The following is a 19373-nucleotide window of genomic DNA, read 5'->3' as shown; positions in this document are numbered from 1 at the left end:
CGGTTCAACCGGGCAGGCCGGGTCAGTAGCTCTGCGCCGGCATATGGCTGTCCTGCGCGAGATCGCTGAAGCGGGTGAACTGGCCCTCGAACGCCAGTTCCACCGTGCCGGTGGGGCCGTGGCGCTGCTTGCCGATGATGACTTCGGCCTTGCCGTGCACCAGCGACATGTCGAGCTGCCACTTTTCGTATTCCGGCGTGCCGACGCGCGGCTCCTTGTTGGCGAGGTAATATTCCTCGCGATAGACGAACATCACGACGTCGGCGTCCTGCTCGATCGAGCCGGATTCGCGCAGGTCCGACAATTGCGGGCGCTTGTCGTCGCGGCTTTCGACCTGACGCGAGAGCTGCGACAGCGCGATGATGGGAACGTTGAGTTCCTTGGCCAGCGCCTTCAGGCTGGTGGTGATCTCGGTGACTTCCTGCACGCGGTTGTCGTTGCCGCGCTTGCCCGAGCCCTGCAGCAGCTGGATGTAGTCGACCACGATCAGATCGAGGCCCTTCTGCCGCTTCAGGCGGCGGGCGCGCGCGGTGAGCTGCGAAATCGACAGGCCGCCGGTCTCGTCGACATAGAGCGGCAGCGACTGCAGTTCGATCGAGTAGTCGCGAATCTTTTCGAAGTCGCTCTCGGTGATGCCGCCGCGGCGGATCGTGCTGGAGGCGATGCTGGTCTGCTCGGCGAGAATACGGGTGGCGAGCTGTTCGGCCGACATTTCGCAGGAGAAGAAGCCGACGACGCCGCCATTGACCGATTTCATGGTGCCGTCGGCCTGGATTTCGGCGCGATGCGCTTTCGCCACGTTGTAGGCGATGTTGGTGGCGAGCGCGGTCTTGCCCATGCCGGGACGGCCGGCGACGATGATCAGGTCGGAGGCCTGCAGGCCGCCCATCTTGGTGTCGAGATCGCGCAGGCCCGTTGCGATGCCCGACAATTTGCCGTCGCGCTGGAATGCCTTGGCCGCCATGTCGACGGCGACGGTAAGGGCCTGGGCGAAGCGCTGGAAGCCGCCGTCATAGCGGCCGGATTCCGCCAGTTCATAGAGCCTGCGCTCGGCATCCTCGATCTGCGCGCGCGGCGCAAAATCCACCGGCGCGTCGAAGGCGACATTGACCATGTCCTCGCCGATCCGGATCAGGTCGCGGCGCAGCGCCAGTTCGTAGATCGTCCGCCCGTAATCCTGGGCGTTGATGATGGTGGTGGCTTCGGCGGCGAGGCGGGCGAGGTATTGGCCGACCGTCATGCCGCCGATGTCGGTGTCGGCCGGCAGGAAGGTCTTCAGCGTGACGGGGGTCGCGACCTTGCCCATCCGAATCAGGCTGCCGCCCGTCTCGAAAATGGTCTGGTGGATCGGCTCGAAGAAGTGCCGCGGCTCGAGGAAGTCCGAAACCCGGTAGAAGGCGTCGTTGTTGACCAGGATCGCGCCCAACAGGCTCTGCTCCGCCTCGATATTGTGCGGTGCGCTCCGATAGGCCGGAGTGCCCGGATCGGGCGCAAGCTTGAGGACGTTCGAATCAGTCAGGGCCATAGGCTGGATTGTTCTTCGGATTGGGGTCGTTTTAGGATTCTTCGAAGCGGGGCGCGAATAAAGCGCCACTCCCGCTCACAGTGGAAGCCGCTTCGTCCCTTATGCACGATTCTGATATTTTTTAGTGGATGAAACCCGACGCGGACGCATTCCGCTTGACGGGTTTCCCGGAAAACTTGGCGCGGCGTGAACCTTATCCCGCGCGCGGCATACTCACCCGAAGCGGGCGACGTGCGCTCCGCCGCTGATTCAGATCAGGAGGAGATAGATCAGCGCGACCACGGCAGCGCCAACGCCGGTGGCGATCAAGGCGTAGTCGGTGCCGATGTCGGCGTGCGGATCGAACGATGATGGGTAGGTTTTCCGGGCCATTCCGGACGTTTAGGGCAGCCCGGCCAAATCTTATGTGAAACAGGTCACACTCGGTTAATTTTCTTCAGGCCATGGTCGGCGGGAACGTCTTGGCGGCGTCCGGATTGGTTGGGACGGGCTGGGAGAGGGTGCAAGGGATCGCAATGGGTCAGCAGCTACCGACTTCGAGACCTTGGCCGTCGGCAGGCGGCGAAACAGCCTGGCTGTCGATGCTGATCGACGCCATGGAAGAGGTTTCCAGCTGCAAGTCCCCCTGCGATCGTTCGGTGCTGGCGGCTTTTCACGCGCAGCTTTCGCGTCCGGCGGCGCCCTGGGCGCACCACGGATCCCATTTCAGCCTGCGCAACTAACAGGAACCCAGTTTATCGACGCGCTTTTGATGGCGACCGCCGCCGAATTTCGTGCTCAAGAACACTTCGACGCATTCTTTCGCTACCGCTTCGCCGATCAACCGTCCGCCCATCGCCAAAACATTCGCGTCATTATGCTGGCGGCACAGCCGCTCGCCCGTGACATCATGCGCAAGCGCGCAACGGATATGCGCATGGCGGTTGGCGGCGATCGAAATGCCGATGCCCGATCCGCAGACCAGAATGCCGCGTCCGGCCTTGCCGGCCTTGATGGCATCGGCCAGCTTGCCGGCGAAATCGGGATAGTCGACGGAATCGGCGCTATTTGTGCCCAAATCCAGCCACTTCACATCGGGCAAAGCGACTTTCAGGGCTTCTTTGAGGGGGCAACCCCCCGTGATCGAGGCAATGGCTACTATGCGTTCTAAACGCGCCCTCTCGTCTTCGTCGGTCATTCGTTGCCCCCCCATCAATCAATCGCCGATGGTAGCGACTACACACCCAGCTTTCTATTCAGCTCGGCAATTCGCTGCTCGGCAGCGGGCTTTTCCCGGTTACATTGATTGCACGAATGAGGAGATTCGTGATCATGAAGCGCATGCATAATCTTGAGTATCACGAAGTAGATGCTGCACGCTGGGGAGATTTCGAGCGCTTGTTCGAGAGCCGGGGTGGACCAAAAAACTGCTGGTGCATGGTGTGGAGAGCCGGTGCCAAAACCACTAAGGGTCCAGATCGGAAAGCTGCAATACAGCAGTATGTCAGCGATGACATGCCAATCGGGTTGCTCGGCTATTCCGAAGGTGAGCCCGTTGCATGGTGCTCGATCGCCCCCAGGCCAACATACCGTGACCTTGGCGGTCCGAACGACGCTGGCGAACGTCCTGAACAAGTATGGTCGTTGGTTTGCTTTTTCATTCGTCGAGAGTTGCGCGGACAGGGACTGACGAAACAAGTCATCGAAGCAGCGGTGCAGAGCGCCGAGAAGCGTGGAGCGACCGTTGTCGAAGCGTATCCCGTTGATCCAGACTCGCCCAGCTATCGTTTTATGGGATACGTACAGACGTTTATAGCAGCAGGATTTCGTGAGGTCGGCCGAGCAGGAACTCGTCGGCATGTTATGCGACGGGAATTGTGCCGATAGCTTTGTCCTGACACATTCCTGAAGTGTCGCCAGTGGTGAGTGACGGCTGCTTACGCTTCTAAAGCAGGCAAGCTATCGAAGGCGGGCTTATGAATTCACGCCCCAGAACCTATTCGCCCGCGATCTGTAGGCGCGGCCGCTTGCCGGGCTCGATCCCGCGCAGTTTGGCTTCCTCGCCCGTGATGTAGTCCCGGGTCATCGGCACGACGCCCTGACGCTTGGTGAGCTGGATCTGGAAGTTCATCATGTTCTGCTTGCGGAACGACATTTCCGAGCATGCGAGATAAAACTCCCACATTCGCGCAAAGCGCTCGTCATAGAGCCGCACGGCTTCTTCCCGCCGCGCCGCGAAACGTTCGCGCCACGCTTTCAGCGTTTCCGCGTAATGCATCCGCAGAATTTCGACGTCGCATACCAGCAGTCCGGAACGCTCGATCGCGCGGGTCACCTCGGACAATGCGGGGATATAGCCGCCGGGGAAAATGTACTTCGTGATCCAGGGATTGGTAGCGTCGGGCCCCTCCGAGCGGCCGATCGAATGCAGCACCATCACGCCGTCATCGGTGAGGAGCTCGGCGCAGCGCCGGAAATAGGTCTCGTAGAAATCGACGCCGACATGTTCGAACATGCCGACCGACACGATGCGGTCGAACGGGCCCGGAATGTCGCGATAATCCTCGAGAAAGAACTTCGCCGATGACGTCAGGTTCTTCTCGGCTGCGCGGGCGTTCGATGCGTGCAATTGCTCGGTCGATAGCGTCACGCCGGTGACGCTGGCGCCGGTCATTTCGGCCAGATAGAGGCCAAGGCCGCCCCAGCCGGAGCCGATATCGAGCACGCGGTCGTCGGGCCGGATCAACAGCTTGGCGGCGAGATGGCGCTTCTTGGCGAGCTGGGCGTCGTCGAGCGTCGCGTCAGGTGTTTCGAAATAGGCGCAGCTGTATTGTTTGTCGGCATCAAGGAAGAGGGCGTAAAGGCGGCCATCGAGATCGTAATGGTGCGCGACGTTATCCCTGGACCGGCCGCGCGGATTGAATTGCCTGATGTGTCTGAGCAGGTAACGCAGCCACCATTGCAGCTTGGCATTGCGCGGCAATATGTCGGGCTGATCCATCAGGATCGCCAGCGCATCCGCAATCGAGCCATTCTCGACGACGAATGTGCCGTCCATGTAGACTTCGCCCAGCGCCAGCTCAGGGTTGAGGAGAATCCGGCGCTCGGCGTCGGCAGTCAGGAACCGGGCCGAGACCGGCTCGCCGGTGCCGTCGCCGCAGGTAAATTTCGTCCCGCTCGCGGTCGTGAAGCTCATCGAGCCGCGGCGAATGAACTGACTCAGGAAGTAACGCAACAAGCGGTCCATCGAAACCACCAAACGGAGCGATCCCAACGAGGTTAACGTGCCGGCCGTCACACGCGACGCCGCCGGAGAGAGGCTCCCGGGAGCGTGACAACGCAATGATAGTAGCGATGTTCCGGGGGCGCTAGTGCATTGTGCACAAATGTCAGTAGCTCGTGATCTGTCGCCTGTTTGTAGCTCGTGAAGTGTCGTGTTTTTGGTGCCCCGGAACAAAGGGGGCACGATGGGCACGGCATCCATTCACGAGGGTGTACGACGGATGCGGTTTTCGAGTTTGCTGGATCGGACTGAGGCGAAGGAGCTGACGCAGGAGGCGGCGTCTGAGCTTCTGGGGATCAACGTGCGGACGTTCCAACGTTGGGCGGAACGCTTTGAGGCGGAGGGCGATGACGGGCTGGTCGACCGGCGCATGGGCCGGCGATCACCGAGGCGTGCGCCGGAGGAAGAGCTGGAGCGGATGCTGGGGCTGTTCCGGGACAAGTACGCCGATTTCACGGTGAAGCACTTCCACGAGCAGCTGCAAAAGCGACATGGCTATGTGCTGGGCTACACGGTGACGAAGCTGGCCTTGCATGCTGCGGGCTTGGTGCAGAAGGCGCCGAAGCGTTCGGCGCACCGCAAGAAGCGTCCGCGCCGGCCGCTTCGGGGCATGCTGCTTCACCAGGACGGGTCGCGCCACGTCTGGATCGAAGGTCTGCCGGCGATGGACCTGATCGTCACGATGGACGATGCGACGAGCGAGATCTACTCGATGCTGCTGGTCGAGGAAGAAGGGACGGCGTCGACGTTCCGGGCCTTGGGCGAGGTGATTGGCGAGCGTGGTCTGTTCTGCGCGCTCTACACCGATCGCGGCAGCCATTACTTCTACACCCCGAAGGCCGGCGCGAAGGTCTCGAAGACGCAACAAACCCAGGTGGGACGGGCTTTATCGCATCTTGGGATCGAGCATATCGCGGCCTATTCGCCGCAGGCGCGCGGGCGTTCAGAGCGGGTGTTCGGCACGCTGCAGGGCCGGCTGCCGAAGGATCTGCGGCTCGCCGGGATCAGGACGGTCGAGGCCGCCAATGCGTGGTTGAAGGCGCATTACATCGCCGAGCATAATGCGGCGTTTGCGATCGTGGCCGAACAGCAAGGCACGGCGTTCGTAGCCGACCGGCACGAGGCCTGGCGCGAAGCGCTGTGCGTGATCGAAGAGCGAACCGTCGCCAACGACAACACGATCGCATGGAGCGGCCGGCGGCTGCAGTTGCCGGAGAGCCGGCTCAGGCCCCACTTCGTCAAGGCCGTGGTGCGGGTTCACGGGTATCCCGATGGCACCGTGGGCGTGTTCCTTGGCCCGCACCGATTGGCGAGGTTTGCCGCCGATGGACAGCAGATCAGCCCCGACGCGCCTCAGCCTGGCAGCGTGCTCGGAGCCGTCAAGGACAAGCCCTTACGGGCGCGCAAGTGCGCGTCCTTGACCGCTCCTGCGCGCGCCGCCGTCGAGATAGCGCGGGTCGGGGCGGAGAAACGGGCTTCAAGTCAAACAAAGAAACCAACCCGAGGGGCTAACCTGCCACCAATATCCATGGCATGACCAAACCGGCGGAACCGTCCACGCCTTCCGGCTCCTCCGAAACTCAATAACGAAGGCGACAGATCACGAGCTACAAAAATACGACAACTTCACCCGCTACGGACAGTGCATTGTGCACAAAGCGGATATCTGAGGATCCGGCGATCACGCAGATGCGTTAGATGTGCGCGCTTCCATTCGCGTCACAATCGGCTAAAAGGTGACCGCTGCCACGCCGGTCGGATTTTGGATGGGGCGCGCGAATTCCGCATCTGGAGAATGACGAGATGTTGAGCCGAGCGCTCAGTTTAGCGACGGTGATGTTTCTGATCGGCTGTCTCGCGGCGATCCCGGTGCGGGCGGAAAATCTCGATGCCGGCAAGAGCCCTTCCCAGATCTTCGCGGGCACCTGCAACGCCTGCCATAAGAGCCCGCGCGGTCTCCTGAAAACCGTGTCGGCCTCCTCGTTGCCGGGCTTCCTGCGCCAGCACTACACCACCTCCAGTGAGATGGCCGGGGTGCTGGCGTCCTTCCTGGTGTCCAGCGGCGCCGCCGATCCCCGCTATCAGGCGAAGCAGGATCAAGCGAAGCAGGGCAAGGACGCCAAGCCTGGTGCCGAGCCGCAGCATGCCGCCAGGCCCGATGCGGACGGACCTGGGGCGCATCCGGGCCGCAATGCCAAGCGGCTGGCACGCCCGGGGGAGGCGCCTGACGCGGCCAAACCCGCGGCCGATGGCCAGCAGCAACCGGCGCAGGCCGCGCTCACAACCGGCCCCGATGGCCGCAAATCGGTTGCCAGGCAGAAGCTGGGCAAGAAGGGCAAGCCGGGCAGCGAAGAGCCGCCCAAGGGCGATGCGGCCAAGGAAGAGCCTGCCAAGGGCGAGGCGGCGAAAGAGGACACGCCGAAGAGCGACACCGCCAAGGACGAGGCCGCCAAACCGTCGGGCGAGAGCAAGTCCGAGACCGCCAAGGTCGATGCGCCAAAGGAGACCGGCGGCGCCACCCCGGCGCTGCGGCCCGATCCGGTCCCCCCGGTTACACCGGCCCCGCCGGCTGAAGCGCCGTCGGTATCGGCCGCCGTCTCCAGCGGCTCATCGGAGCCGGCCGCGGCGCCTGCGCAGCCAGCAGCGCCACCGGCTCCACCCCCCGCCGTGACAGCCTCCGCGCCGGCCCTGCCACCGGTGCCCCCGGCGGGACCGCCAGCCCCCCCGATCTCCCAATAGGCTATCGCTGGGTCGCGTTTTCGCCCCACGCCCGCGCTTGACCATTTCTAGAGTGATGCTCTAGAGTAATCATCTAGGCGAATTCGAGAGATCGGGATGGCTGTACGCGAGGATCTGCTGGCCGCCGGCTTGGCGGTGTTCGACCGTGACGGCTTCGAGGGGGCGACGGTGGCGGCCATTCGCACCCGCGCGCGGGCCTCGAACGGCAGCTTCTTCCATTTTTTCGGATCGAAGAAGGAACTGGCGGGCACGCTGTTTCTGGAAGTGCTGCAGCACTATCACGCCGCGGTGTTGGCTGCGATCGATGCGCCGTGCAGCGCGCAGGAGGGCATCGGCCGCCTGATCCGCGCGCATCTGGATTGGGTGGTGAACAGCCGCCGCGAGGCGCGCTATCTGTTCGAGATTTCGCGCAGCGAATGGACCGAAGAGGTCAGGGACGCGCAACGGACGCAGAATTCGCGCCTCGCCGAGGGCGTCGAACGCTGGCGCGCGCCACTGATTGCGCGCGGCGAATTGCTGCCGATGACCTCGACGCTGTTCTTCAGCCAGATCGTCGGACCCGCGCAGATTTTCTGTCGCGCCTGGCTGTCGGGCCGCGACCGCAGCGACCCAAGACTTCAGGCCGACATCCTGATCGCCTGCGCGATCCGCGCGCTGGTCGCGCCGGAAGCCATTCAACAGACCGGAGGCACGCCATGACGGGGAATCCCGACCCGAAGCCCGATTTGGACTTCGCTGGAATCGCAACGCGAATCCGCGACAGCGTCGGCCGTCAGGGTTTCATGGGCCATGTCGGCGCAGAACTGTCCGATCTCGCGCGTGGCTCCTGCACGCTCGCCGTCGACCGCCGGCCGGAACTGTTGCAGCAGCACGGCCTGTTCCATGGCGGTGTCACGGCATTCCTGGTCGACAACGCGACCACGATTGCGGCGGCCACGTCGCGCGGCCAGCCGGCGCTCACGGCGGAATACAAGTTGAATTTACTGTCGCCGGCTTCCGGCGAGCGCCTGATCTGCCGCGCGCGCGTAATCAAGCCCGGACGGCAGGTCGCGGTAGTCGCCGCCGACGTGTTCTGTGTCATCGATGGAGTCGAGAAACACACCGCCACCGCGCTGGCGTCGATTGCGATGCTGCCGGGAGAAGTGACGGCACGAATGCCAAGCCCGGCCTGAGGCCGGGCTTGGTGTTCAGCGTGATGTAGAGAGCCCCGATACGATCAGGAGGCGGCGCCTTCCTGCGGCTGCTCGTCGCGGTGGGCTTCGGGATCGAAGAATTCGCCGGCGGCGGCAAGCGCCTCGGCGGCAGCGTCCTGGTCTTCCTGACGCGTCGAGATGTCTTCGCCGCGATTGATGCGCTCGGCCTCGTCGGCACTGCGCGCGACCGTCACGGTGACGCTGACCTCGACTTCCGGATGCACGGCGATGGCGATGTTGTGCTTGCCGATGGTCTTGATCGGCGCGTCCAGCATGACTTGGCTGCGGCTGATGGCGACGCCATCCGCCTCGAACGAGGCGATGATGTCGCGAACCGACACCGAGCCGAACAACTGGCCGGTCTCAGAAGCCTGACGGAGTACGACGACGTTGCGGCCGTCGATCTTCTCGGCGACCTTGGTCGCCTCGCCCTTGGCCTGCAGGTTGCGGGCTTCGAGTTCTGCCTTCATGCCGTCGAACTTCGCGCGGTTGTCCGCGGTGGCGCGCAGCGCCTTGTTGCGCTTCAAGAGGAAATTGCGGGCATAGCCGTCCCTGACGCGGACGACTTCGCCCATCTGGCCAAGCTTGGCGACGCGTTCCAGCAAAATGACTTCCATATTCGTTCTCCTTTGAGGTGATGAGTACTGTGAGGTTGCAGTGAAGTGTGGATTCAGGACGCAGGGAGCGGCGGCCTCCCTTGCAGATAACGCTGGCGAAATCCGAAGATGGCGTCGGCAACGCCGAGCGCCACCATCGCCAGAACCGGCCAGCCGAACACCACGACGATCGCGTAGGCGCAGCTCAGCCACAGCGCGCGGCTCTTCAAGGCCAGCGTCAGCGTGTGCAGGACGGCAAAGCCGGTGATCGCGTAAGCCATCATCAGGACCGCGCTGACGATCTGCGCCATGATCGCAAGCAAGCCGCCGGTAAAGCAGAACGCGATCGCGACCGACAGCGCCACCAGCGTCATCGGCGGCAGTTCGGCGCTTTTCAGATCGGGCCAGGGGCGGTGCAGCCGTCCCGACGTCGACGTGATTCGTGCGGCGAGCCAGAGATTGATCGTCAGCGTCATCATCGCGACGATCGCGGCCGCAGCCGGCGCAATGATCACCAGCGCATCGACCCATCGTTCGATCTCGCCGCGTGACGTCGCATTGCGCGGGCCGAGGATGCGCATCAAGCCGCGCTTCAGTGCGCCGGTGATGGTGTCGGCGTCGCTGCCGAGCGTCAGCAGGGCTGCCATTGTGGTCAGTGCGGCAAAGCCCGCGATCCAAAGCAGGATGCGGCCGACCGGATACCATTCGAGAGCAGGCGTAACCGGGGTTGCGCCGTTGCCGGAGGGGGCCCCATTGGCCATGGGCCGGCCCAGCAGCGCGAGGTGTCCGAGCCACCAGGCAGGCAGCGCGACGGTGAGGACAAAGGCGATGCAATAGGGCAGGCCGAAGATCGCGCCGAGCCCGGTGGCGGCGGCAATCCCGCCGATGGTGGCGCTGAGGGGGCCCCATCCAAGGCCTGCCACCATCAGCGGCAGCGGCGCCAGATAGAACAGCAGCAGCGAGATCAGCGCGCCCGAGACGATCGAGGCGAACATCAGCGCCGACGCGCAGCCGGCCGCAACCGCTATGAGAACGATCATGATCATCAGCTGTCCCGCTCCCTTCGAGCGGTTAGAGGTTCCTTGAGAACCCCAACCATCGGCAACCGGACGACCCGGAAGCCTTATGAATAGCGTCGACCGGCGGCAGCGATGCCGCCGGTCAAGGAGTTGTTTAGCGGATCACATAAGGCAGCAGTCCGAGGAAACGCGAGCGCTTGATGGCGCGCGCGAGTTCACGCTGCTTCTTGGCGGATACGGCGGTGATGCGGCTCGGCACGATCTTGCCGCGCTCGGACACGTAACGCATCAACAGCTTGGAATCCTTGTAATCGATCTTCGGCGCGTTCGGACCCGTGAACGGACAGGTCTTGCGGCGGCGGAAAAACGGACGGCGTGCACCAGCTTCAGCCATGATTCTTACTCCTCAACCGCTGCTTCGGCGTCTTCGCGCGGACGGCGCGGACCACGATCGCCACGATAGCCACCGCCCTCGCGGTCGCCCCGGAAGCCGCCTTCGCGGTCCCCCCGGAAACCGCCGCCACGGTCATCGCGATCGCGGTCGCGATCGGCCTTGCGCATCATTGCCGAGGGGCCTTCCTCGTGCTCGTCGACGCGAACGGTGAGATAGCGGATCACGTCTTCGCTGATCCGCTCCTGGCGCTCGACTTCGGCGACCGCCGCCGAGGGAGCGTCGATGTTAAGGAGCACGAAGTGCGCCTTGCGATTCTTGTTCATGCGGTAGGTGAGGGAGCGTACGCCCCAGTTTTCCATCTTCACGACCTTGCCGCCGAGACCTTCGACGATGCCGGTCATCTGGGTGGTCAGTTCTTCGACCTGCTGGGTGCTCGCATCCTGACGCGCGAGAAAAACATGCTCATAAAGAGGCATGGGTGTCCTTTCCTAGTGTTGGCGCGGTTCCCGGCGGCAAGCCCTTCGAACCCTTCGGAAAGGACTCGATATGCTCAGAAGGCGGAAGCACGGGACGACGGACCGACTGGCCCTGCCGCATCAAAATCGCCGAAAAGGTGAAATTGCTGAGACCGTCCGTTCAGCTCCCGGCCGGGATCCACGGATGCCGCGGTTTATAAGGATATTGCGGGCAATGGCAAGGGAAACTGGCCCCCTTCCAAGCCAATAAGGGCCCGGATCCGCCCCTTGGCTTGACATAACCGTCCCCCGCGGTGTCTTTCGGCCCAACTTTAGGGATCGGGACGTTCAGGGAGCGCCGATGACGGCAGCATTTACATTTCCGGGGCAGGGTTCCCAGGCAGTCGGCATGGGCAAGGCCCTGGCGGACGCATTTCCAGCGGCGCGCGCGGTTTTCGCTGAGGTCGATTCGGCGCTCGGCGAGAAGCTGACCGCCATCATCTGGGACGGCCCGGCCGACACCCTGCAGCTCACCGAAAATGCCCAGCCCGCTTTGATGGCGGTTTCGCTGGCCACCTTGCGGGTCCTGGAGTCCGAGGCCGGCTTCTCGGTCGGGAGGGACGCCGCCTTCGTGGCCGGCCATTCGCTCGGCGAATATTCCGCGCTCGCCGCCGCCGGCAGCCTCAGCATCTCCGATACTGCGCGCCTGCTGCGCACCCGCGGCCTTGCCATGCAGAAGGCGGTGCCGGTCGGCGCCGGCGCAATGGCGGCCCTGCTCGGCCTCGACTACGAGGCTGCGGTCGCCGTTGCCGACGAGGCCGCGCAGGGTCAGGTCTGCCAGGCCGCCAATGACAATGGCGGCGGGCAGGTCGTGGTCTCCGGCGACAAGGCGGCGGTCGAGCGCGCGCTCGAGATTGCCAAGACCAAGGGCGCCAAGCGCGCCATGCTGCTGCCGGTGTCGGCGCCATTTCATTGCCGGCTGATGCAACCCGCGGCCGATGCGATGGCCGCGGCGCTGGCCGGCGTGACCATCAGGCAGCCGGTTTCGCCTGTCGTGTCGAACGTGCTGGCCGCGCCGATCACCGATCCCGACGAGATCCGCCGCCGCCTGATCGAGCAGATTACCGGCACCGTGCGCTGGCGCGAATCGGTGGCTTACATGGCGAGCCACGGGGTCACGCGATTTTTCGAGATCGGCGCCGGCAAGGTGCTGAGCGGGCTGGTCAAGCGCATCGCCGATGGCGCGGTCGGAATTTCAGTGGGCGGGCCCGGCGATATTGCCGCCGCAAAGGAAGCCCTGGCGGCCGCGCATTCGGCCTAGCGTGTTTCCGAGCGAAATGAGTACCGGTTCGCGTAAAGAACATGCGTCAGACAAAAGATTAGAGCCTCGGTTCTGATTCGGTCAGAACCGGACAGGCTCCAGGCGGTCGAGAGGAGATATTGATGTTCGATCTGACTGGCAGGACGGCGCTCGTCACCGGCGCGACCGGCGGCATCGGCAATGCGATCGCGCAAGCCTTGCACGCGCAGGGCGCGACGGTGGCCATTTCCGGAACGCGGCGCGAGGTGCTGGACACGCTCGCCGGCAAACTGGGCGAACGCGTTCATGTGTTGCCGTGCAATCTCTCCGACAGCGCCGAGGTCGAGGCGCTGGTGCCCGCGGCCGAGGCCGCCATGGGCCAGGTCGATATTCTCGTCGCCAATGCCGGCATCACCCGCGATAATCTCTTCGTGCAGTTGCGCGACGAGGACTGGGACGAGGTCATCAAGGTCAATCTGACCGCGACCTTTCGCCTCGCGCGGGCCGCGACCAAGCTGATGATGCGCAAGCGTTTCGGCCGCATCATCGCCATCACCTCGATCGTCGGCGTCACCGGCAATCCGGGGCAGGGCAATTACACGGCGTCGAAGGCCGGGCTGATCGGCATGATCAAGACGCTGGGTGCCGAATACGCCAAGCGCAACGTCACCGCCAACTGCATTGCGCCGGGATTCATCAAGACGCCGATGACGGATGCGCTCAACGACAAGCAGCGCGAAACCATCCTGTCGAAGGTCCCTGCCGCGCGGCTGGGAACGCCGGAAGACATCGCCGCGGCGGCGGTCTATCTGGCTTCCAACGAAGCCGCTTACGTCACCGGACAGACGATACACGTCAATGGCGGAATGGCCATGTTTTGAACCGGTTACCGGCCCCGTCCACAAGGCGAGGGACGGTTTCGGCGGGTTGATCGAGGCGTGTAGTCAAGGCATGGGAAGTATGGTAACCGAACCAGCAACGGATGGGCAAAGAACGCCATTGCAGGAATTTGAAACCCTGTATATTGGCGAGCGGGAGCCTGCCGTCGTTCGCCGGGCCTTCGTCGCTATCACGGGGCCAAATCAAGACTATGCGCGATTGCGAAGGAAGTTTAACGACCACGATGGCTCGTAGCGTCTTGGGGACGGGTCTAATGGAACAAGGACGAGGTTGAACGATGAGTGAGATTGGCGAGCGAGTTAAGAAGATTGTGGTCGAACACCTTGGTGTTGAACCCGAAAAAGTGGTCGACAACGCGAGCTTCATTGACGACCTCGGCGCGGACAGCCTCGATACTGTCGAGCTCGTGATGGCGTTTGAAGAAGAGTTCGGTTGCGAGATTCCCGACGATGCCGCGGAGACGATTCTGACCGTCGGCGACGCTACAAAATTTCTTGAAAAGAACGCGAAGAGCTGACGCCCCGCGCGGTGCTGAGGAAGCCGGACGGGCCGTGGTCGAGCGGTCCACCGGTTTCTTGTTGTGGGCCGCGAATTTTGGGCTGGAGTGCTGGATATGAGGCGGGTTGTCGTCACAGGCCTCGGCATGGTCACGCCCCTCGGCTGTGGCGTCGAGCCGACCTGGAAGCGCATCCTCAATAGCGAGAGCGGCGCCAGGAAGATCGACACGTTCGACGTGTCCGATCTGACCAGCCGGATCGCCTGCGTGGTTCCGCGAGGCGACGGCTCTAATGGTTCCTTCAACCCCGACCAGTGGATGGAGCCGAAGGATCAGCGCAAGGTCGACGATTTCATCATTTTCGCCATGTGCGCGGCGCGCCAGGCGCTCGATGATGCCAACTGGCATCCGTCCACCGAAGAAGAGCGCTGCGCCACCGGCACCATGATCGGCTCGGGGATCGGCGGCCTGTCCGGCATCGCCGATACGGCGCTGCTGTTGAAGGAGCGCGGACCGCGCAAGGTGTCGCCGTTCTTCATTCCCGGCCGGCTGATCAATCTGGCTTCGGGCTACGTCTCGATCGAGCATGGCCTCAAGGGTCCCAACCATTCGGTGGTGACCGCATGTTCGACCGGAGCGCATGCGATCGGCGACGCCAGCCGGCTGATCACGCTCGGCGATGCCGACGTGATGGTGGCGGGCGGAACGGAATCGCCGATTTGCCGGCTGTCGATGGCGGGATTCTGCGCCGCCCGGGCGTTGTCGACCGGCTTCAACGAAACTCCGGAAAAAGCCTCGCGCCCCTACGACAAGGACCGCGACGGCTTCGTGATGGGCGAAGGCGCCGGGATCGTGGTGCTCGAGGAATACGAGCACGCAAAAAGGCGCGGCGCCAAGATCTATGCCGAGGTGACCGGATACGGCCTGTCCGGCGACGCCTATCACATCACATCTCCATCGCCGGACGGCGACGGCGCATTCCGCAGCATGAGTGCCGCGATGAAGCGCGCCGGAATCACGCCTTCCGATGTCGACTACATCAATGCGCATGGCACCTCGACGCAGGTCGGAGACGAAATCGAGCTCGGCGCGGTGGAGCGACTCCTGGGGAACACCGCCTCCAAGGTGTCGATGTCCTCGACCAAATCGTCGACCGGACATCTGCTCGGTGCGGCCGGCGCGATCGAGACGATTTTCAGCATCCTGGCGATCCGCGACAACATCGCCCCGCCCACCATCAATCTCGAAAACCCGTCGGTGGAAACGGCGATCGATCTGGTGCCGCTGACCCCGCGCAAGCGCGAGATCAATGTCGCGCTGTCGAATTCGTTCGGTTTCGGGGGCACCAACGCATCCGTGATCGTGCAGCGTGTGACCAACTAGCTTGTGATTAGAACGACTCCACCGTTTTGCCGTATTCGGCGATAACTCCTAGATGCGGGCGTATGCTATTGGCATGGCAGGGATTTGCCGGGCCGCGATCAAACCGACAGGATTCAGGTTGCATCGATGAGTGAGAGGCCGCCCATTTCGCCACGTAGCCCGCGCGCTGCGCTGGAGCCGGAGCAGGTTCCGCCGCCGCCGAAGCGGTCCGACCGTGCCCGTAACCCGTTCGTGGTGGTCGGCAATGCGATCATCACCATCCTGCTGGTCGCGATGATCGGCGCCGGCGGCGCCTATGTCTACGGCAAGCAGCTGCTCGAGGCGCCTGGTCCGCTGAAGGAAGACAAGATCGTCAACATTCCGGCGCGGGCCGGCAAGCGCGACATCGCCGACGTCCTGCAGCGCGAAGGCGTGATCGACGTCAATCCCTGGGCGTTCATCGGCGGCGTGTTCGCACTGAAGGCGAGTTCCGAACTGAAGCCCGGCGAATATTCGTTCCAGAAGAACGCCAGCCTGCGCGACGTCATCGGAACCATCGTCGAAGGCAAGGTGGTCCAGCACGCCGTGACGATTCCGGAAGGGCTGACTTCCGAGCAGATCGTGGCCCGCCTTTCCGAGAACGATATCTTTGCCGGCTCGGTCAGGGAAATGCCGCGCGAAGGCACTTTGCTGCCGGAGACCTACAAGTTCCCGCGCGGCACCACGCGCGAGCAGGTGATCCAGCGCATGCAGCAGACCCAGAAACGCGTGCTGGCGGAAATCTGGGATCGCCGCAATCCCGATATCCCAGTCAGGACGCCGGAGCAGCTGGTGACGCTGGCCTCGATCATCGAGAAGGAAACCGGCAAGCCGGACGAACGCAGCCGTGTCGCCGCAGTGTTCGTCAACCGGTTGCGGCAGAAGATGAAGCTGCAGTCGGATCCGACCATCATCTACGGACTGGTCGGCGGCAAGGGCACACTGGGCCGGCCGATCAAGCGCTCCGAAATCCAGCAGCCGTCACCGTACAACACCTACGTGGTCGATGGGCTCCCGCCCGGACCGATCGCCAATCCTGGACGCGCCTCGCTGGAGGCTGCGGCCAATCCGGCGCGCACGCGCGACCTGTTCTTCGTTGCCGACGGCACCGGCGGCCACACCTTCACCGAAACCTACGACCAGCATCAGAAGAACGTCGTCAAGCTGCGTGCGATCGAAAAGCAGATCCAGAACGACACCGTCGAACCTCCGGCAGAAGAGGCCCAGCCGGCCGCAGCCGGCGCGCCGGCCGATACCAACCCGACCGCCACGACGCCCAGGCCGGTTGCGCCGAAGAAGCCCGCCCGTGCGGCCCCGCCGGCCGCTCCGCCCGCGCCGGCCCGGCAGGGCGCGGCGCAGTCGACGACGGCGTCCCCCCCGGTGGTGCAGCGCTAGCTGCCGGCCGCCGCCGCAAGCGAATTCCACTTTGGCCGGAGACGCTTTAGGCTTAAGCAGTTTCTGGCGAATCTCACTCCCCTACCTCCGGAGAAATTCCAGCGATGGCGTTGTCGAGCATGACCGGCTTTGCCCGAAGCCACGGCGCCAGCGGACCCTACACGTTCGAATGGGAGTTGAAGTCGGTCAATGCCAAGGGCTTCGACCTGCGCCTGCGTCTGCCGCCCGGATGGGACGATATCGAGGCCTCGGCCAAGAAGCGCGCCGGCGAGGTGCTGTCGCGCGGCACGGTCTATGCCAATCTGAACGTCAAGCGCGCCAACGCGGTCTCGAGCATCCGCATCAATGAGGACGTGCTTGCCTCGGTCCTCAAGGTGGCCCATGCGCTCGCCGGCAAGATCGATGCGGTGGCGCCGAGCATCGACGGGCTGCTGGCGATCAAGGGCGTCATCGAGGTGGTCGAACCCGAAAGCAACGAGGAAGAGGACAAGGCCGCGAGGATCGCAGCCTTGGCGGCTTTCGAGCAGGCGCTGGCCGATCTCGTCAAGATGCGGCGGCGCGAGGGCGTGACGCTCGGGCAGATCTTGTCGCAGCGAATGGACGAGATCGAGCGCCTGGCCAAGAAGGCCGAGGCCGCGCCCGGCCGCAAGCCCGAGGCGATCAGGGCACGGCTCGCCGAGCAGATCGCGGCCTTGCTCGAGACCTCCGACCGCTTCGATGCCGACCGGCTCAATCAGGAAGCGATCATGATTGCGACCAAGGCCGATATTCGCGAAGAGCTCGACCGCATCGCCTCGCACATCGCGCAGGCCCGCGAGATGATCGGCAAGGGTGGAGCGGTCGGACGGCGGCTCGACTTCCTGGCGCAGGAATTCAACCGCGAGGTCAATACCTGTTGTTCCAAGTCGAACGATATCGAATTGACCAATACCGGGCTCGAGATGAAGAACGTGGTCGAGCAGTTCCGCGAACAAGTCCAGAACCTGGAGTGACAGATGACGGCTGGCGGCCACGGCTTCGAAGGAGTTGAACGGCGTGGACTGATGTTCGTGCTGTCGTCGCCATCGGGTGCGGGAAAGACCACGCTGTCGCGGCGGCTGATCGAACAGACACCCGGCCTGAAGATGTCGGTGTCCGCGACCACGCGGCCGATGCGGCCGGGCGAAGTCGATGGCCGCGACTACCATTTCATCGACAAGGCAACCTTCGAGTCGATGACGGAGCGCGATGAACTCCTGGAATGGGCCACGGTGTTCGACAACAGCTACGGCACGCCGCGGGCGCCGGTCGAGGCCGCCCTGGCGGCGGGGCAGGACGTGCTGTTCGACATCGACTGGCAGGGCACCCAGCAGTTACGGGAGAAAGCCCGCGACGATGTCGTCAGCGTGTTCATCCTGCCGCCGTCGGCGGCCGAACTCGAAAAGCGGCTGCACTCCCGCGCGCAGGACTCCGACGAGGTGATCCGGGGACGGATGAGCCGTGCCAGCCACGAAATGAGCCACTGGGCGGAATACGATTATATCGTCATCAATCATGCGATCGATGACGCGTTCGCCGAGGTGCAGTCGATCCTGAAGGCCGAGCGGCTGAAGCGCGAACGCCGCACCGGCCTGACGACGTTCGTGCGCGAGCTGCAGCGGCAACTCGAGACATAGAAGCCGTCAGTTCGCCGCGCTTCGTGCAAGCCGCGCCAGCATTCGAACGGTTCTTTCATTCGGATCATCCGCCGCAAACGCCTCGCGGGGAAGGCTGCCCTCGGGCAGCCGGTCGATCTCCCGCATCGATGCCGAGGCGCGCGCCTCTTCCGACAGCGACGGGCGATCGGCTCTCGGGATATCCCAGTTGACGCGGCGGTCGCCCCTGACGTTGCGCCGGCCGGCCCGCCGCCTGCCGCCGAACCTGAAGATCACGCTTGCGATCAGGCTCGCCACCGACAATGCGCCGATCATGGCGATCAGCAGCATCTGTACGGAGCCGTAGGGTTTCGCCGCCGGCGCGTCCGCAGTGGCGAGTGTGACCGCGGCAATCACGGGCGGCGGCGCGGCCTCCGCAGTTTGTTGCGGTCTGGCTGCCGCATTGACCGCCGATGGTGCAGGAGCGGGCGACGAATTCCCGGCCGCCAGCTCAGGCCAGCGCGACGCCACAATCGAACGTTGGCCATCGGCATCGACGGCGTTTACCCGCTGATTATTCCAAGGGGGCGGCGCATCCGCCTTCGCAGCCGGCGCCCGCTGGCCGGCGAACACGCTGGTGTCCTGCTCGACGCGGGTCTGCGGCAACGGTAACTCAGCGCGCGCGTTGGCGATCGAGCGCCGCGTGCCGGCATCTTTGGGCGGAGAGGCCGAATTGTCCGGCGGCGGCGATGTTTCCGGTGCGGCGCGCGAGACTTTTTCCTTTTCGTCGCCGAGGTACCAGCACTGGCGCTTGGTGACGCGGTCGATGCGGTAATACCAATGGCCGCCTTGCGGCGGCGCGCCCTTCGGCCCGGCGAGGCAGCTATCGGCCACTTCCGGCGCGCCGTGCGAAATTGTTGCGAAAGGGATGCCGGCGAGAAGGCTGGCGAAGATGGCCGAGACGAATTTCGCGGCTCGTTTGGACATGTGCATCTCCGGGAATGATACGCGACGCTTCACGCTCCAAATCTCGCCAAAGACTTGGGTGGCAATGAGCCGCAATTCCGGAGGGGGTAGGGCTTAAT

At 63.9% G+C, this 19373-nt stretch carries 22 protein-coding genes; 13 read left to right on the top strand and 9 right to left on the bottom strand.

The features are described 5' to 3' along the window. Positions 1-22: 22 nt before the first annotated feature. Both KMZ29_RS16630 and KMZ29_RS26885 read right to left on the bottom strand, forming a co-directional pair. On the bottom strand, positions 23-1525 hold the full coding sequence (locus tag KMZ29_RS16630; RefSeq protein WP_215620247.1) for a replicative DNA helicase: 1503 nt from the start codon (positions 1523-1525) through the stop codon (positions 23-25). Positions 1526-1774: 249 nt separating this feature from the next. Further along, a complete protein-coding gene (locus KMZ29_RS26885) occupies positions 1775-1897 on the bottom strand; it encodes a hypothetical protein (RefSeq protein ID WP_256442489.1) in 123 nt (40 codons plus the stop codon). A 209-nt stretch (positions 1898-2106) separates the two neighbouring features. Between KMZ29_RS26885 and KMZ29_RS16625 the strand changes: the two genes are divergently transcribed. Next, positions 2107-2247, top strand: a complete 141-nt coding sequence (locus KMZ29_RS16625; RefSeq protein WP_215620246.1) for a hypothetical protein — start codon at positions 2107-2109, stop codon at positions 2245-2247. Here KMZ29_RS16625 and KMZ29_RS16620 read toward each other — a convergent pair. Then, positions 2244-2702, bottom strand: a complete 459-nt coding sequence (locus KMZ29_RS16620; RefSeq protein WP_215620245.1) for an RpiB/LacA/LacB family sugar-phosphate isomerase — start codon at positions 2700-2702, stop codon at positions 2244-2246. The genes KMZ29_RS16625 and KMZ29_RS16620 overlap by 4 nt on opposite strands. A gap of 134 nt (positions 2703-2836) precedes the next feature. Here KMZ29_RS16620 and KMZ29_RS16615 point away from each other — a divergent pair, with 134 nt between their 5' ends. Next, entirely contained in the window at positions 2837-3391 is a 555-nt protein-coding gene (locus KMZ29_RS16615) for a GNAT family N-acetyltransferase (RefSeq protein WP_215620244.1), read from the top strand. A 109-nt stretch (positions 3392-3500) separates the two neighbouring features. Here the strand turns inward: KMZ29_RS16615 and KMZ29_RS16610 are convergent, their stop codons facing one another. Then, positions 3501-4751: a cyclopropane fatty acid synthase gene (locus KMZ29_RS16610; RefSeq protein WP_215620243.1), complete on the bottom strand. Its 1251-nt coding sequence runs from the start codon at positions 4749-4751 to the stop codon at positions 3501-3503. 256 nt (positions 4752-5007) lie between these two features. Here KMZ29_RS16610 and KMZ29_RS16605 point away from each other — a divergent pair, with 256 nt between their 5' ends. From KMZ29_RS16605 to KMZ29_RS16590, 4 genes are all read left to right on the top strand, one after another. Further along, positions 5008-6324: an ISNCY family transposase gene (locus KMZ29_RS16605; RefSeq protein ID WP_215620016.1), complete on the top strand. Its 1317-nt coding sequence runs from the start codon at positions 5008-5010 to the stop codon at positions 6322-6324. 266 nt (positions 6325-6590) lie between these two features. Beyond that, positions 6591-7526 (top strand): hypothetical protein, encoded by a 936-nt coding sequence (locus tag KMZ29_RS16600; RefSeq protein WP_215620242.1) that lies wholly within the window; start codon positions 6591-6593, stop codon positions 7524-7526. 96 nt (positions 7527-7622) lie between these two features. After that, entirely contained in the window at positions 7623-8225 is a 603-nt protein-coding gene (locus KMZ29_RS16595; RefSeq protein WP_215620241.1) for a TetR/AcrR family transcriptional regulator, read from the top strand. Beyond that, the gene (locus KMZ29_RS16590; protein ID WP_215620240.1) at positions 8222-8698 is read left to right on the top strand and encodes a PaaI family thioesterase; all 477 of its coding nucleotides are present in this window, start codon (positions 8222-8224) and stop codon (positions 8696-8698) included. The genes KMZ29_RS16595 and KMZ29_RS16590 overlap by 4 nt, the downstream gene beginning before the upstream one ends. A 44-nt stretch (positions 8699-8742) precedes the next feature. Here KMZ29_RS16590 and rplI read toward each other — a convergent pair whose 3' ends face one another. The 4 genes from rplI to rpsF all read right to left on the bottom strand — a co-directional run bounded on the left by rplI (position 8743) and on the right by rpsF (position 11204). After that, positions 8743-9336: a 50S ribosomal protein L9 gene (gene rplI, locus KMZ29_RS16585; protein WP_215620239.1), complete on the bottom strand. Its 594-nt coding sequence runs from the start codon at positions 9334-9336 to the stop codon at positions 8743-8745. A gap of 53 nt (positions 9337-9389) precedes the next feature. Further along, positions 9390-10361, bottom strand: a complete 972-nt coding sequence (locus KMZ29_RS16580; protein ID WP_215620238.1) for a DUF2232 domain-containing protein — start codon at positions 10359-10361, stop codon at positions 9390-9392. 127 nt (positions 10362-10488) lie between these two features. After that, positions 10489-10728 (bottom strand): 30S ribosomal protein S18, encoded by a 240-nt coding sequence (gene rpsR, locus KMZ29_RS16575; RefSeq protein WP_002711478.1) that lies wholly within the window; start codon positions 10726-10728, stop codon positions 10489-10491. Between the two features lie 5 nt (positions 10729-10733). Next, entirely contained in the window at positions 10734-11204 is a 471-nt protein-coding gene (gene rpsF / locus KMZ29_RS16570) for a 30S ribosomal protein S6 (protein ID WP_215606738.1), read from the bottom strand. Between the two features lie 340 nt (positions 11205-11544). Here rpsF and fabD point away from each other — a divergent pair, with 340 nt between their 5' ends. The 7 genes from fabD (at position 11545) to gmk (ending at position 18330) form a co-directional block, all read left to right on the top strand. Then, entirely contained in the window at positions 11545-12504 is a 960-nt protein-coding gene (fabD, locus tag KMZ29_RS16565; protein WP_215620237.1) for an ACP S-malonyltransferase, read from the top strand. A 122-nt stretch (positions 12505-12626) separates the two neighbouring features. Next, entirely contained in the window at positions 12627-13364 is a 738-nt protein-coding gene (gene fabG, locus KMZ29_RS16560; RefSeq protein WP_215620236.1) for a 3-oxoacyl-[acyl-carrier-protein] reductase, read from the top strand. Between the two features lie 296 nt (positions 13365-13660). Next, positions 13661-13900, top strand: coding sequence for an acyl carrier protein (locus tag KMZ29_RS16555; protein WP_006610957.1), 240 nt, complete (start codon positions 13661-13663; stop codon positions 13898-13900). 96 nt (positions 13901-13996) lie between these two features. Beyond that, a complete protein-coding gene (gene fabF / locus KMZ29_RS16550; RefSeq protein ID WP_215620235.1) occupies positions 13997-15262 on the top strand; it encodes a beta-ketoacyl-ACP synthase II in 1266 nt (421 codons plus the stop codon). A gap of 126 nt (positions 15263-15388) precedes the next feature. Next, positions 15389-16675: an endolytic transglycosylase MltG gene (mltG, locus tag KMZ29_RS16545; protein WP_215620234.1), complete on the top strand. Its 1287-nt coding sequence runs from the start codon at positions 15389-15391 to the stop codon at positions 16673-16675. Between the two features lie 104 nt (positions 16676-16779). After that, a complete protein-coding gene (locus KMZ29_RS16540; RefSeq protein ID WP_215620233.1) occupies positions 16780-17667 on the top strand; it encodes a YicC/YloC family endoribonuclease in 888 nt (295 codons plus the stop codon). Positions 17668-17670: 3 nt separating this feature from the next. After that, the gene (gmk, locus tag KMZ29_RS16535; protein ID WP_215620232.1) at positions 17671-18330 is read left to right on the top strand and encodes a guanylate kinase; all 660 of its coding nucleotides are present in this window, start codon (positions 17671-17673) and stop codon (positions 18328-18330) included. A 6-nt stretch (positions 18331-18336) separates the two neighbouring features. On the opposite strand, the gene KMZ29_RS16530 is transcribed toward gmk, so the two are convergent. Next, positions 18337-19275, bottom strand: coding sequence for a hypothetical protein (locus tag KMZ29_RS16530; RefSeq protein ID WP_215620231.1), 939 nt, complete (start codon positions 19273-19275; stop codon positions 18337-18339). Positions 19276-19373 lie beyond the last annotated feature (98 nt).

This window comes from Bradyrhizobium sediminis (assembly GCF_018736085.1).
Classification (GTDB): Bacteria; Pseudomonadota; Alphaproteobacteria; order Rhizobiales; family Xanthobacteraceae; genus Bradyrhizobium; species Bradyrhizobium sediminis.
The sequence above is the reverse complement of the archived record's forward strand: the minus strand, read 5'-3'. Positions and strand labels throughout refer to the sequence as shown.